At 66.3% G+C, this 13,745-nt stretch carries 15 protein-coding genes; 12 read left to right on the top strand and 3 right to left on the bottom strand.

Annotation, left to right across the window (positions count from 1 at the left end; translation table 11 throughout):
- The first annotated feature begins 86 nt into the window (after nucleotides 1–86).
- From BFD71_RS34700 to kch, 4 genes are all read left to right on the top strand, one after another.
- Entirely contained in the window at nucleotides 87–1,010 is a 924-nt protein-coding gene (locus BFD71_RS34700; RefSeq protein WP_069268737.1) for a DMT family transporter, read from the top strand.
- Nucleotides 1,011–1,107: 97 nt separating this feature from the next.
- Nucleotides 1,108–1,644, top strand: coding sequence for a GNAT family N-acetyltransferase (locus BFD71_RS34695; RefSeq protein ID WP_069268736.1), 537 nt, complete (start codon nucleotides 1,108–1,110; stop codon nucleotides 1,642–1,644).
- A gap of 123 nt (nucleotides 1,645–1,767) precedes the next feature.
- Nucleotides 1,768–2,652 (top strand): mechanosensitive ion channel family protein, encoded by an 885-nt coding sequence (locus BFD71_RS34690; protein WP_069268735.1) that lies wholly within the window; start codon nucleotides 1,768–1,770, stop codon nucleotides 2,650–2,652.
- Nucleotides 2,649–3,830, top strand: coding sequence for a voltage-gated potassium channel protein (kch, locus tag BFD71_RS34685; protein ID WP_069268734.1), 1,182 nt, complete (start codon nucleotides 2,649–2,651; stop codon nucleotides 3,828–3,830). Before BFD71_RS34690 ends, kch begins: the two co-directional genes overlap by 4 nt.
- An 18-nt stretch (nucleotides 3,831–3,848) precedes the next feature.
- Here the strand turns inward: kch and BFD71_RS34680 are convergent, their stop codons facing one another.
- Complete coding sequence (locus BFD71_RS34680) at nucleotides 3,849–4,430, bottom strand: putative glycolipid-binding domain-containing protein (RefSeq protein ID WP_069268733.1); 582 nt, start codon at nucleotides 4,428–4,430, stop codon at nucleotides 3,849–3,851.
- Nucleotides 4,431–4,626: 196 nt separating this feature from the next.
- Between BFD71_RS34680 and BFD71_RS34675 the strand changes: the two genes are divergently transcribed.
- From BFD71_RS34675 to BFD71_RS34650, 7 genes are all read left to right on the top strand, one after another.
- Nucleotides 4,627–5,562: an urea transporter gene (locus tag BFD71_RS34675; RefSeq protein ID WP_069268753.1), complete on the top strand. Its 936-nt coding sequence runs from the start codon at nucleotides 4,627–4,629 to the stop codon at nucleotides 5,560–5,562.
- 29 nt (nucleotides 5,563–5,591) lie between these two features.
- A complete protein-coding gene (locus tag BFD71_RS34670; protein WP_069268732.1) occupies nucleotides 5,592–6,101 on the top strand; it encodes a class II aldolase/adducin family protein in 510 nt (169 codons plus the stop codon).
- A 42-nt stretch (nucleotides 6,102–6,143) separates the two neighbouring features.
- Nucleotides 6,144–6,332 (top strand): 4-oxalocrotonate tautomerase, encoded by a 189-nt coding sequence (locus BFD71_RS34665; RefSeq protein ID WP_028205614.1) that lies wholly within the window; start codon nucleotides 6,144–6,146, stop codon nucleotides 6,330–6,332.
- Between the two features lie 405 nt (nucleotides 6,333–6,737).
- Nucleotides 6,738–8,177, top strand: a complete 1,440-nt coding sequence (locus BFD71_RS34660; RefSeq protein WP_069268731.1) for a cytochrome ubiquinol oxidase subunit I — start codon at nucleotides 6,738–6,740, stop codon at nucleotides 8,175–8,177.
- 37 nt (nucleotides 8,178–8,214) lie between these two features.
- A complete protein-coding gene (cydB, locus tag BFD71_RS34655; protein ID WP_069268730.1) occupies nucleotides 8,215–9,219 on the top strand; it encodes a cytochrome d ubiquinol oxidase subunit II in 1,005 nt (334 codons plus the stop codon).
- Nucleotides 9,194–9,349, top strand: a complete 156-nt coding sequence (locus tag BFD71_RS41680) for a hypothetical protein (protein WP_176732999.1) — start codon at nucleotides 9,194–9,196, stop codon at nucleotides 9,347–9,349. Before cydB ends, BFD71_RS41680 begins: the two co-directional genes overlap by 26 nt.
- Nucleotides 9,350–9,435: 86 nt before the next feature.
- Nucleotides 9,436–10,215: a hypothetical protein gene (locus BFD71_RS34650; protein ID WP_141710897.1), complete on the top strand. Its 780-nt coding sequence runs from the start codon at nucleotides 9,436–9,438 to the stop codon at nucleotides 10,213–10,215.
- 7 nt (nucleotides 10,216–10,222) lie between these two features.
- On the opposite strand, the gene BFD71_RS34645 is transcribed toward BFD71_RS34650, so the two are convergent.
- Nucleotides 10,223–10,927, bottom strand: coding sequence for a methyltransferase family protein (locus BFD71_RS34645; protein WP_083245634.1), 705 nt, complete (start codon nucleotides 10,925–10,927; stop codon nucleotides 10,223–10,225).
- Nucleotides 10,928–10,973: 46 nt separating this feature from the next.
- Nucleotides 10,974–11,840, bottom strand: coding sequence for an arylamine N-acetyltransferase family protein (locus tag BFD71_RS34640; protein WP_069268728.1), 867 nt, complete (start codon nucleotides 11,838–11,840; stop codon nucleotides 10,974–10,976).
- A gap of 321 nt (nucleotides 11,841–12,161) precedes the next feature.
- Between BFD71_RS34640 and BFD71_RS34635 the strand changes: the two genes are divergently transcribed.
- Nucleotides 12,162–13,676: a carbohydrate porin gene (locus BFD71_RS34635; RefSeq protein ID WP_069268727.1), complete on the top strand. Its 1,515-nt coding sequence runs from the start codon at nucleotides 12,162–12,164 to the stop codon at nucleotides 13,674–13,676.
- Nucleotides 13,677–13,745 lie beyond the last annotated feature (69 nt).

The raw sequence follows: 13,745 nt of genomic DNA, 5'->3' as shown, positions 1-13,745 counted from the left end.
TACTGATCTGTAGCTTACCTTCCCGCGGCGCGGCGCGCATCATCAGCGGACCGATCACCGATGCTTCCTCTTGCCCAAGCCCATCCATGCGCAAAACGCTCGATTCCACCACCGATGGCTGGCTCTGCGGCCTCGCAGGCGTCCTCATCTTCAGCGGATCGCTGCCCGCCACGCGGCTCGCCGTGCTCGGCTTCGCCCCCGTGTTCCTCACCAGCGTGCGTGCGACCATCGCGGGCATGATCAGCGTGCTGCTGCTTCTTGCGCTGCGCGCCGCACGGCCCGCGCGCGCCGAGGTCTGGCCGCTCGTCATCGTCGCGCTGGGCGTGGTGGTGGGCTTTCCGCTCCTCACCGCGCTCGCGCTCCAGCACGTGAGTTCGGCGCACGCCATCGTGTTCGTCGGCTTGCTGCCGCTCGCCACGGCCGTGTTCGGCGTGTTGCGTGCGGGCGAGCGTCCGCAGCCGGCCTTCTGGATCTTTTCCGCGGCGGGCAGCGCCGCCGTGGTGGCGTTCGCGCTGCGTCATGGCATCGACGCTTCGCCGCTCGGCGACGCGCTCATGCTCGGCGCGATCATCGTGTGCGGGCTCGGCTATGCGGAAGGCGCGCGGCTCTCGCGGCGCCTGGGCGGCTGGCAGGTGATCTGCTGGGCGCTCGTGATCTCGCTGCCCGTGATGGCGCCGCTCGCGTGGTGGCTGCGGCCCGCGTCGTTCGCCGCGGTGGGCGCGGCCTCGTGGTGGGGGCTCGCCTATGTGTCGCTCTTCAGCATGCTGATCGGCTTCGTGTTCTGGTATCGCGGGCTCGCGCTCGGCGGCATTGCAGGCGTCGGGCAGTTGCAGTTGCTGCAGCCGTTCTTCGGCTTCGTGCTCGCGGCGCTGCTGCTGCACGAAGCCGTGCCGCCCGCGATGATCGCCGTCACCGCCGTGGTGATCGCGTGCGTGGCCGGCGCACGGCGCTTCGGGCGCGCAGGCGGCGCTTCCGCTGTCGCGAATCGCGCGGGCACGCAGCGCGTCTAGACCGGGCATTTTTGGCACGCTTCAAAAGCGCGCCTGCGCGAGGCATAGTGAGGAACGCAAACCTCCTTCTCCTTTGCCTTCGCGCTCACTCCAACCGATGAACCCACACCCCGACGCGCACGTACGCGACGCCACCGCCGACGACTTTCCCGCCATCGCCGCGATCTACGCACACCACGTGCTGCACGGCACGGCGTCGTTCGAGGAGACGCCGCCCACGCTCGACGAACTCCTGCGTCGCCACGCCGCCGTGCGCGAACATGGCCTGCCCTGGCTCGTCGCCGAGATCGACGGCCAGGTGGCGGGCTACTGCTACGCCACGCCCTACCGGCCGCGTCCGGCGTACCGCTTCACGGTCGAAGATTCGATCTATATCGACGAGGCGTTTCGCGGCCGCGGACTCGGCCACACGCTGCTCAACGCGCTGATCGAGCGCTGCGAGGCGGGCCCGTGGCGGCAGATGATCGCCGTGGTCGCCGACCCGCGCGGCGGCTCGCTCAAATTGCACGAGCGCCTGGGCTTCTCGCTGACCGGCACGCTGCGCGGTGTCGGCTTCAAGCACGGCGAGTGGCGCGACACCGCGCTCATGCAGCGCACGCTCGGGCCGGGCGCGGACACACCGCCCAAGGGCTGACGCCTGGCGCTCAAACGCATGGCGGCACGCCACACGCGCGCCGCCAGCGAAACGCCGCTCGTACAATACGTCCTTTCGCAACGGAGCCGGACCCACGGCTCCGCAGACAAGGACTGATTCGCCATGCAACCCCTCCTCGAACACCTGCACCCGTCCAACTGGGGCTTCCTGTGGGACGCGCTCTCCGCGCTCGCGCTGCGCTTGTGCGCGGCCTTCGCGATCCTCTGGTTCGGTTGGTGGCTCTCCCGGCGCGTGGGCAACTGGATCAAGCGGCGCGGCGGCGGCATCGATCCCACGCTGCGCCCCATCGTGCGCGACACCGCAGTGTGGGGCGTGCGCCTCGTTGCCGTGATCGGCGCGCTCTCGCAAATCGGCATCCAGACCGCCAGCATCGTCGCGGTGCTCGGCGCAGCCGGTCTCGCCATCGGTCTCGCGCTGCAAGGCACGCTGCAGAACATCGCGGCCGGCATCATGCTGTTGCTGCTGCGGCCGTTCAAGGTGGGCGACTATATCGATGGCAGCGCTGGCGCCAGCGTCGCGGGCACCGTCGAGGAAGTGAACCTCTTCACCACGCGCCTCACGAAACCGGACGGCATCTGCGAATACGTGCCGAACAGCGCGCTGTGGAGCAATTCGATCCGCAACTACAGCCGCAATCCCACGCGTCGGCTCGACCTCGAAGTGGAAGTGTCGGTGCGCGACGACGTGAACCGCGCCATCGACGCATTGCGCACGCTCGCCGCCGCCGACCCGCGCGTGCTGGCCTCGCCCGCGCCGCAGGTGATGGTGACGCGTTTCGACGACAGCACCGCCGTGCTCAATGTGCGCGTGTGGTCGAATATCGACACCTTCTGGGAGATGCGCTGGGAGCTGTCGCGCAAGGTCCGCCAGGTGCTCAATGACGCGCACTGCTCGCTGCCCCTGCGCACGCGCGAGCTGCACATCGTGCAGACGCAACCGGCGCAGCCCGAGCAACCGACGCAGCCGACGCAACACGCGCAGCAATGAGCGCGTACGCGCGCCGCCCGCGCGGCTACGCCAGAGGGCTCGTGCCGCACGGCTACCTGGCCGTGCTGCTGGTGATCGACGGCCGGCTGCTGGTGCGCCCGGTCGCGCAGAAAGCGCTCGAACACGCGCGCGGCAACTGGTTCGACGACTGGATCACGCTCATCAACGCGTTCGGCGTGCTCGCGCTGCCCCAGGCGCTCGTCGCGACCGGCCTCACGATGATGTCGTTCGGCATCGCGCTGCGGGCGCGCGTGGCTTGGGTGCTTTCACTGGTGCTGCTCGCCGGCGCGGCCAGCATCTGTCTGTGGGGCGACTATCGCAGCCACGCGCTCGCCGGCTTCTCACTCGCGCTTGCCTGCGCGCTGATCTACTACTGGCGCCATTTCGATCGCGCGAGCGTCGCCGCGGGCTCGCTGTTCGCATTCCTGAGCATTGGCTCATTGATCGTCTATGCGGTGTTCGGCTCGCTGTATCTCGGCGACGATTTCGACCCGCCTATCCGCAACCTCGTCACGGCGTTCTACTTCTCGATCGTGTCGATGTCCACGGTCGGCTACGGCGATATCGTGCCGCGCTCGGACACCGCGCAGCTCTTTACGGCTTCGATCATCGTGCTCGGCATCACCGTGTTCGCGACGTCGATCAGCGCTGTGATCGGGCCCGTGATCGGCGGCCATTTGAAACGCATCGTGAAGGGAGGCATTTCCAACGTGACCCGCAAGAACCACTATTTGATCGTCGGTGCGTCGCCGCTCGCACATAGCGTGTACGCAGGGCTCCTCAAGCGCGGCTACGCGGCGACCGTGATCGTCGCGCCGAATATTCCGCACAACTATCCACCGGAGGCCGATCTCATCGTCGGCGATGCGAGCGACACCGCCACGCTGCACAACGCGGGCGCGGAAACCGCGCTCGCTGCGCTCGCGCTGCGCTCGGACGACGCCGAGAATGCCTTCGTGATTCTCGCCATCAAGGAGATCGCGCCGAAGGTGCGCACCGTGGCGCTCGTCAACGACAGCCGCAACCTGCAGCGGCTGCGCCTGTTGCAGCCGGATATGGTGTTTTCGCCGCAACTGCTCGCGGGCGAACTGCTCGCTCGCACGCTGAACAACGAAACCATCGACAACACGCTGGTCGAACAACTGCTGTTCGGCAAGAGTCCAGGCGGCGCGGTGTAAGCGTGGTGTCGCCGCGTGCTATCGGTCCGGCGGCGGCAGACGCCGGAACAGCGTCGGATAGTCGATCACGAGCCCATCTTCATCCACGCGCAGGTTCGCCGTGAAGTCGCGAAAGATGCCTTCGTAGCGATACTCGCGGTCGCGCTCGATGCACACATAGGCCTGCTCGACAGGCTTGGGCTCCAGTTCGGGCGCGGCGATGTACACCACACGGATCGGCTGGCGCTCGCCGCGCGCGAGGCCCAGACGCCGGATCGGCAGCGTGTTCGTGTACGGCGTCGCGGCGATGTCGATGTCGATGCAGCCGTCGAGCGCCTCCAGTGCGCGCCCCTCGCCATCGGTCCAGTGGCCCTTGCCGTCGCTGTGGAGCACGAGCGAGCCGCCGCCCATCACGCGCAACGCCGCCCAGCGCACGCGCCACTGCGCGTCGCACTCGATGGCGTAGCACAGTCCATAGGACTTGCCGTAGCGCTCGCCGATGACCACGCTTTCCGCGCGGATCGTGTCGCCTTTTTCGCCAAACTTCGGGCCGCAATGCGCATCGAACGCCAGATGCTCGATACCCTCGCCCGTCTCGGATGCCCAACGCACTTCACGCATCGTTCGCCTCCCGTGCAGACTGTCTCTGGATAATCACGACAACCGCCTTGCGCGTATCGTAACCCGTCAACAAATAGCGACTATCAACCCACGCGCATGCGCGAGGCGGTCCGCATCGCCTATGCTCGCACTCTGGCCGGCCGTGCGCCTCTCAGCGGGGCCGCACCGGCCCGTACCCGCCCGCCACGCCTTCGCCATGTCCGCCCGATTTTGCGCCGCTTCCGGCGCCACCGCCCGTAGCGCCGATACCGCCGCCGTCGGTGCCCTTTTACGCAGCCTCGGCCAGATCGTGCTGCAGGCGCATGCGGGAACGGGCGCGTGCCTGCTCGCAGCGCTCGCGCTCACCGACTGGCGGCTGGCTTTCGCCGCCCTGCTCGGCGCCGCGGCGGCCAACGTCTGCGCGGTCGTGGCGGGCCATGCAGACGCGGCGATCCGCGACGGCCTCGCAGGCTACAACGGCGCGCTCGCCGCGCTCGCGGCGTTCACCTTCGTCGGCGATGCGGGCACGGCGGCCGCGCTTGCCCTCATCGCGGGCGGTGCGAGCGCGTGGATCGCCGGGCCATTGGACCGCCACCTCGCGCGCGCCCGGCTCGGGCTGTATTCCGTCCCCTGCCTCATCGCGACCTGGATCTGGCTGCCGCTGCACCCGGGCAGCTCTCCCGTCGCCAGCGCAATCGCCGCAGCCCCGCTGGCCCCGCGCGGCACACCGCTCGCCGCGGCCGCACACGCCGCCGCCGGCGTGTTGAGCGGCCTCGCGCAGACCATCTTTGCCTCGGGCGCAGCGGCGGGCCTGTGCGTGCTCGCGGGCCTCGCCTGGTCGTCGCGGCGCGCGGCCGCCTATGCGCTCGGCGGCGCGGCGCTCGCGAGCACGCTCGAACTCGCGTGCGGCGCGAGCCCGGACGCCTTCGGCGCGGGCCTCGCCGGCTTCAACGGCGCGCTTGCCGCGCTCGCGGTCTGCGCGCTCGGCACACGCGCCGCGATCTATGCGACCATGCTCGCCGCAGCCCTGCATCTGGCCGCCGTGCGCTGCGGACTGCCAGCGCTGACCGCGCCGTTCGTGCTGGCAAGCTGGAGTGTGCACGCGGCAGCGCGACGCCTGCGCCCTGCGCCCTGCGCCATCGACGCCGCCTGAAGAGCCCATCGTCCGCTGAAGGAATCGCCATGTCTTTCGCCCATCGTCCGACGAGCACCTGCGCCGAGACCGCGCCGCGCTCCACCGCCGAGCAGCAACTGCGCGTCGATCTCGCCGCCGCTTACCGCCTCATCGCACTCAACGGCTGGGACGACCTCATCTACACGCATGTTTCCGCCGCCATACCAGGCGAGGCGGGCCGCTTTCTCATCAATCCGTTCGGCCTCGCCTTCGACGAAGTGCGCGCCTCGAACACGGCAAGCCTCGGCGCGCAACCGGCCATGCTGCTGCGCAATCACGGCACGCTCACCACCGGCCGCACAGTGGCCGAAGCCTACGTGCTGATGGCGACGCTCATCAAGGCCTGCGAAATCCAGCTGCAGGCTCAGGCCGGCGGCGTGCCGCTCGTCGTGCCGCCGCCCGGGGTGGCCGAACGCACGGCCGAGCAGTTGCGCGACGGCGGCGCGATCGAAGGCGTGCTCGAATGGCCCGCGCTGTTGCGCAAGCTCGATCGCATCGATTCGTCATACCGCGACTGATCGCGCCCATCCATCGCTTCACTCACTTTCAAGGAGACCCGCATGCCGACATTCCACATCGAAATGTTCGAAGGCCGCAGCGTCGAACAAAAACGCCAGCTCGCCGCCGCCCTGACCGAGACCACCTGCAAGGTGCTCGGCGTCGAGCCGCAATCCGTCGACATCATCTTCCACGACGTGAAGCCGGAAAACTGGGCGACGGCCGGCAAGCTGTGGAGCGATCCGCGCTGACGCCATGTCCATCGCATTCCTGATCTTTTCCGCCTGGCGTCGCACACCTCGCTCGCGCCGCCAGCGCGCCTGAATTCTCCCCCGCACGAATCCCGAAGCCGTACGCCAGGGCACATTGCCACACCCCGTGCGGCAGCGCGGTGTATTGACGCATCGCGACGCTCTGCGCACATCCCCGCTGCGCAACGAGTGTTTAATCTAAATTGATCTGTATCAATGCGTTAGCGCAGGTTTTCGTCCCTTTGATATTGACGACTGCGACACGCTGGCGCACGTCGCAGCGCAGCAAAACCTTCGCCGTTCCCCTACGCTTACGTCCATCGCACGAGAGCGCAGCGCCCCCACTGCCTCGCCGTGCGACGTTTCTTCCGCGCTTTTCCCGGTAAGCAAGCAACAGGCACGTACATGCACACGTCACTTTCCGCCTTCGACCTGGCCCGGCTGCAGTTCGCCTTCACCGTTTCGTTTCACATCGTCTTTCCGGCGCTCTCCATCGGCCTCGCGAGCTTCATCGCCGTGCTCGAAGCCTGCTGGCTCAAAACGCGCCAACCGTTCTACAAGGACCTCTGCCTGTTCTGGTCGAAGGTCTTCGCCGTGGCCTTCGGCATGGGCGTCGTCTCAGGCGTCGTCATGAGCTATGAGTTCGGGACCAACTGGTCCGGCTTCTCGTCGTTCGCGGGCCCCATCACCGGGCCGCTGCTGATGTACGAAGTCATGACCGCGTTCTTTCTCGAAGCGGGCTTCCTCGGCATCATGCTGTTCGGCTGGAACCGCGTGAGCCCGCGTGCCCACTTCGGCGCGACGCTGATGGTCGCCATCGGCACGCTCATCTCCACGTTCTGGATCCTCGCCTCGAATAGCTGGATGCAGACGCCGCAAGGCTTCAAGATCGTCGATGGCCATGTCGTACCGGTGGACTGGTTCAAGATCATCTTCAATCCGTCGTTCCCGTACCGCCTTGCGCACATGGCGATCGCCGCGTTCATCGTGGCCGCGCTCGTGGTGGCTGCGAGCGGCGCATGGCATCTGCTCAAGGGGCGGCGCGACCCCGCCATCAAGAAGATGTTCTCGATGGCGCTCGGTCTGCTGCTCGTGCTCGCGCCGGTGCAAGCCTTCGTGGGCGATGCGCACGGCCTGAATACGCGCGAATATCAGCCCGCCAAGATCGCCGCGATCGAAGGCATCTGGGACACCGAACAAGGCGGCACCGCGCTCAATCTGTTCGGCATTCCCGACATGCAGGCCGAGACGACGCGCTACGCCGTTTCCATTCCGCACCTGGGCAGCCTGATCCTCACGCATAGCTGGGACGGCGAGATCAAGGGACTCAAGTCCTTCCCCGCCGACGAGCGGCCCAATTCGCCGCTGCTGTTCTGGAGCTTCCGCGTCATGGTCGGTTTAGGCATCCTGATGATCCTGCTCGGCGTGATCGGTTGGGTGCTGCGCCGCCGCGGCACGCTCTACGAATCGCGCTGGTTCCAGCGCTTCGTGCTCGCCATGGGACCGACGGGCTTCATCACGCTGCTCGCGGGCTGGGTCACGACCGAAGCCGGCCGTCAGCCCTGGGTGGTCTACGGCGTAATGCGCACGGCACAGGCAGTGTCGCCGCTCACGGCGCAACAAGTTGGCATTTCGCTGATGGCGTTCGTGGCGGTGTACTTCCTCGTGTTCGGCACGGGAATTTACTATCTGCTCAAACTTCTGCGCAAAGGTCCCGCGCTGCCCGACCCGAAGCCGCATGCGCCCCGCGAGCCACGCGAACCGCGCGTGGCCCACCCTGCGCTCAGCGCGAGTCAGACCGCGCGCCGCCCCATGTCCGCCGCCGATCAGCTGATCGACGCCTGAGGCTCCCCGCATTCATCGTTACGAGGCTAGCAAGCAAATGGATGTCACCGTCATCTGGGCCGCGATCATCGCGCTCGGCGTTCTTCTCTACGTGGTGCTGGACGGCTTCGATCTCGGCATCGGCATCGTGTTTCCGCTCTTTCCCGACGAGGATGAGCGCGATCTCATGATGAACACGGTCGCCCCCGTGTGGGACGGCAACGAGACCTGGCTCGTGCTCGGCGGCGCGGGGCTCTTCGCCGTGTTCCCCGTGGTGTACTCGACCGTGCTCTCCGCGCTCTACCTGCCGCTCGTGTTCATGCTCGCGTGCCTGATCTTCCGCGGCGTGTCGTTCGAGATCCGCGCCAAGGCCAATCGCACGAAGCACTTGTGGGACCTCGCGTTCATCGGCGGCTCGACGGGCGCGGCGTTTTTCCAGGGCATCGCGCTCGGCGCGTTCCTGCAAGGCATTCCGATGGACAGCGGCCAGTTCGCCGGCGACGCTTTCGGCTGGCTCACGCCCTTCAGCCTGCTCTCGGGTTTCGGGCTCGTCGCGACCTATGCACTGCTCGGCTGCTGCTGGCTCGTGGCGAAGACCGAGGGCGACCTGCAGCGCCGCCTGCGCAAGCTCGTCTGGCCGCTCACGGTCATGCTGCTCGGCTTCATCGCTCTCGTGAGCCTGTGGACGCCACTTCAGGACCCGGCCATCGCTGAACGCTGGTTCCGTTCGGGCCTCTTCTGGCGTCTCGCGCCGGTGCCGCTGCTCGTGCTCGCCTGCGCCGCGTGGATGCGTTGGGCCGTGCATGCGCGCCATCACAAGACGCCCTTCATCGCAGCTATCGGTCTCGTGCTGCTCGGCTATGCGGGCCTGCTCGTGAGCCTGTGGCCGTATGCGATTCCGCAGGGCCTCACGCTGTGGGAAGCGGCCGCGCCGCGCGAGAGCCAGATGTTCACGCTCGCGGGCGCAGCGTTCATTCTGCCGATCATCCTCGCGTACACGATGCTCGGCTACTGGGTCTTTAGAGGCAAGGTGCGTCATGGCGACACCCATCACTACCACTAACACGGTGCGCCGCGCGCTGCCCGGCTGGCTATGGTTCGTATTCCTCTGGTGTGCGGGCGTGGGCGCTGCGGTCTCGCTCGGGTTCGCGTTCAAGGTCTTCATGAACCTCACGCTGTTCGCCGTGAAGTGAGTTGCACGCGCGGATTCGCACGAGCGCCCTCGATTTCGCGGCGCCGCGTTAGACTGTAGGCTCTCTGTTACCCGTGCGAAAACCTCATGCAACAGATGACCTTCATGGAATGCGTCAAGCGCGCATGGGCGAGCGCCTGGCAGGCCGCCGTGCAAATGCCGGTTCTCCTTGCGGGAACGTTTGTGATCTACGCGGCGCTCGGCTGGTTCGGGCTTGCCGGGCGGCCCGTACCGGCGGAAGGCGCAACGCCTTCCGCCGGACTCATTGCGCTCGGCAATCTCGCCTCGCTCCTGAATTCGCTTCTCTACCTCTGGTTCACGCTCAAGATCTCGCGCTTCGTGCTGCTAGGCGAGCGCAGCGCGCCGCTCATGCCGGCCGGGGCCAGGCCGTTCCTGCGTATTTTCGCGGTCGGTCTCATTCTGGCGGTCGCGCTCGGCGCCTTCGCGCTCTTGCTGTGGGTCGTGCTGCGGCCTCAATACCAGGGCGGCGCCGCGTTCCTCTTTCTGGTGGTCATTGCGATCTGGATGTTCGTGGCGGTGCGCCTCTCGCTGCTCTTTCCGGCGCTCGCCGTCGGCAGCAAGATCGCCTTCAGCGCCGCCTGGCGCGACAGCCGCGGGCATTTTTGGAGCCTCTTTGGCGTCACCTTCGTCGCCGCGCTGCCCATCGCGGTGTGCGGCCTGATCGTGCTGATCGGTATGGGCCTCGCGGGCGTCACGCCTGAAATCGTGCGGCAGCCGGGGTGGCTCACCGCGCTCGCCATTGGCCAGAGCATCGGCAATATCGTGTTTGCGCTGCTCACCACCACGGCACTTGCCTGGCTTTATCGGCGTTACGCGCAAGCCTTGACTTCGCCCTCGACGAGCTAATCTCTCACTACCAGATGCCCGGCACGAAGCGATAACGCACACGCGCCAGATACTCGCGGTAGCCGGGCAAATTTTCCGCCAGCGCTTGCTCTTCGCGCACCGCGCGATAGCCGATCCCCACGACCATCACGGGCACGCACGCAAGCCCCCACCACGAACCGAGCATGAGCGGCGTGCCGACGAGAAAGAGCAACGCGAAGCCATACATCGGGTGGCGCACATAGGCATACGGTCCGGTATCGCTGACTGTGTGCCCGCGTTCGCTCTGAATCTTCACCACGGGCGCCGCAAAGCGGTTCGCCGCGAACACGGCGCGCGTCGCGTAGATATCGACGAAGATGAAGATGGCGCCGAGCACGCTGAGCCATAGCGGCACGCGCGACCAGCCCATGCGCACGGCGTCGATTCCCATCAGGCAGAGCCACGCGCAAAAGCCCACCGAAACGCACAGCATGAACACGCGGTCCCACGGCTGTTGCGTGCGCTGCGCGAACGGCGCGAGCCGCTCGACCAGGAGACCCGGATCTTCGCGCCCGAGCCACAGGCCGATCCACACGCCGCACAACGCCCACTCGATGAGCCAGAGCCACGCCGCCGTCCACGCCAGCGTGCCCGCCGAAACGAACAACAGCACGCCCATCAATCCGAACCAGACTACGACTTGCACGAACAGCTTCGCCATTAGCGCTTTCGTCATTTTCAGCTCAGTCATGATGCCCTCCTTGCGCGCGGGGACGCTGACTCGCGTTCGCTCGCGCCTACTGCGTGGCGCTGTGCGACGTCATGCGCGCATATAGCGCGTCGGCATCGATACGCTGCGCCGCGTCGCCGCCCGCGAGATCGATGCCGAAGCGTTCGCGCAGACAGTGCGCGAGTTCCGCTCCATTGGCGAGGTTACGCTCCTCGCTCACCTGGCCTTGCGCATCACGCTCGGTAAAACGCTCGTTGAACAGGATCGCGCGGCCGCCTTCGCGCGCGATGCACGCGATCAGACTGAACGTGAAGAACGACTCGGGCGACGCCGACGTGTACCAGTTCGCCACTTCGTAATCGACCCACTCGGCAGGCGTCAATTCGAAGCGATAGAGATCGAACCACTTCTCGCCATCGTGCAATTGCAGCTTGCGCTCGTTCGCCGACAACGTCACGAGCCGCGCCGGTTCGTGCGGCGTCGGCTGTTCCGCATCGGTCGAGAACGAGAGCGGCGCGCGCAGCGTCGCGGCACCGAAGCCGCCGTCGACGAGCCAGGTATCGCCCTGCGCCTCCACGCGCAGCAGCATATGCGTGCGCGGCGTGCGCGCGCCGGGCTCACGACCGTACAGCACACGTGCGGCGAGCGGGGTGACCGTAAAACCCAGTTGCATGAGCACGTGCGCGAGCAAGGTGTTGTGCTCGAAGCAGTAGCCGCCGCGCCGCTTCGTCACGAGCTTCGCGACGATGTCCGGGAGCTTGATCGATACGTGCCGTCCCGCCAGCGGATCGAGATTCTCGAAAGGAATGGCAAGCGGGTGCAGACGCTGCAGTTCGCGCAGCACGGCGAGTGTCGCGGTGCGTGGACCGTCGTAGCCGATGCGGGCGAAGTACGCGTCGAGATCGAGTTCGTAGCCTGGGGAAATGTCGGTCATGGAGCCAGCTTGTCTTGAAGTTTGTGCGGCAAAACATGCGTACACACACGCGATGATAAGCGACTTCATTCGCCTGACTGATTCATCAAACGCTAACGATCTGTAATCTGCAAATACACAAATGAAAGCATTTCGCAAGAATGCCTGTGATCCTGCGTAAAACAGGCGTAAGACAGTTGCGAATCATTCTCGTTTTTGTTGACGCTCGCATTTACTGTTAGTACGATGGCGCCGTCTGGAGATGTCGGGGATTCAGCGGCTTGCGAATAACAAACGCCAACGCCATCAATCAAGCAAACATTTCAATAAGTAAGGAATACGATGGAATTGACCCGAACCGTCCGCGTGCCTGCGCTCGCCTGCTCGCGCAGCGCAGCGCCGGGCCGCCCGGCGCGTCGGCGCGCACCGGCGTGGCGCGCCATTGCCGTGCTTGCCGCGAGCGTGACTTTCGCGAGCGGAGCCGCACGCGCCCAGAGCAACGCGAACCCCGACGCCGCGCCAGAAGCGCCGGAAGCCGACCTAGCCATTCAGGCGCAGCCGTCGAACTTCTGGACGGGCTTCTGGACGCGCCAGAACATGCTCGGCGACATGGGCGGCCTGCGGCCGTGGCTCGGCAAATACGGGGTGACGTTCCAGCTCACGGAGACGAGCGAGTACCTCGCGAACCTGCGCGGCGGCCTCAAGACCGGCGGCGCGTACGACGGCCTCACAACGGCAACGGTTCAGGTCGACACGAGCAAGGCGCTCGGCATTCCGGGCGGCCTCTTCAACGTGAGCGCCCTGCAGATCCACGGCACCAACCTGAGCACATCGAATCTCGGCACGCTGAACACGGCGAGCGGCATCGAAGCGACGCCGACCACGCGCCTGTGGGAGCTGTGGTACCAGCAATCGTTCTTCAACAAGCGCCTCGACGTGAAGATCGGTCAGCAGAGTCTCGACCAGGAATTCATCGTGAGCCAGTACGGGGCGCTCTTCATCAACACGATGTTCGGCTGGCCGGCGCTGCCTTCGTACGACATGCCCTCGGGCGGTCCCGCCTATCCGCTCGCCGGTCTCGGCGTGCGCGTGCGCGGGCAGATCACACCTTCGTTGACGGCACTCGCAGGCGTGTTCTCAGGCGACCCGCTCGGCAACGATCCGAACAACCTTAGTGGTACGAACTTCAATCTGCGCAACGGCACGTTGTGGATCGGCGAGCTGCAGTACGCCATCAACCAGCCGTCCGAAGGCGAGCTGGTCAGTGCGGACAATCACGGCCTGCCCGGCACCTACAAGGTTGGCTTCTGGTACAACACCAACTCGTTTGCCGACCAGCGTTTCGACAACACGGGCCTTTCGCTCGCGAATCCGGCTTCGACCGGCATCCCGGCGCAGCACCAGGGCAACTACAGCTTCTATGCGGTGGCCGACCAGATGATCTGGCGTCCCGATCCGGACGAGCCGCGCAGCATCGGCGTATTCGCGCGCGTGATGGGCGCGCCCGGCGACCGCAATCTCGTGAGCCTCGCGGCCAACCTCGGCATCGTCATGAAGGCGCCGTTCAAGGGACGCGATAACGACAGCGTGGGCCTTGCCGCCACCTACATCAAGGTCGGCAACAACGTGCACAACCTCGACCTCGACCAGCAGATGTTTACTGGCGGTCCGTACGGCGTGCGCACGCAGGAAACCGCGCTCGAAGCCACCTATCAGTATCAGGTCACGCCGTGGTGGATTCTCCAGGCTGACGCGCAATACACGTTCAACGCAGGCGCCGGCCAGAATCCGCAGGATCCGACCGCGCCGCTGCGCAATACGTTCGTGATCGGCGTGCGGACCAACATCACGTTCTAAGCCCACGCAAGCGCAACCGACCCATGTTCAACCCCAAGTCCTCGCGTTTTCCCGCCGGCGTGCGCGCCG

The sequence above is a fragment of the Paraburkholderia nodosa genome (assembly GCF_001718195.1).
GTDB classification, from domain to species: Bacteria; Pseudomonadota; Gammaproteobacteria; order Burkholderiales; family Burkholderiaceae; genus Paraburkholderia; species Paraburkholderia nodosa_A.
The sequence above is the reverse complement of the archived record's forward strand: the minus strand, read 5'-3'. Positions and strand labels throughout refer to the sequence as shown.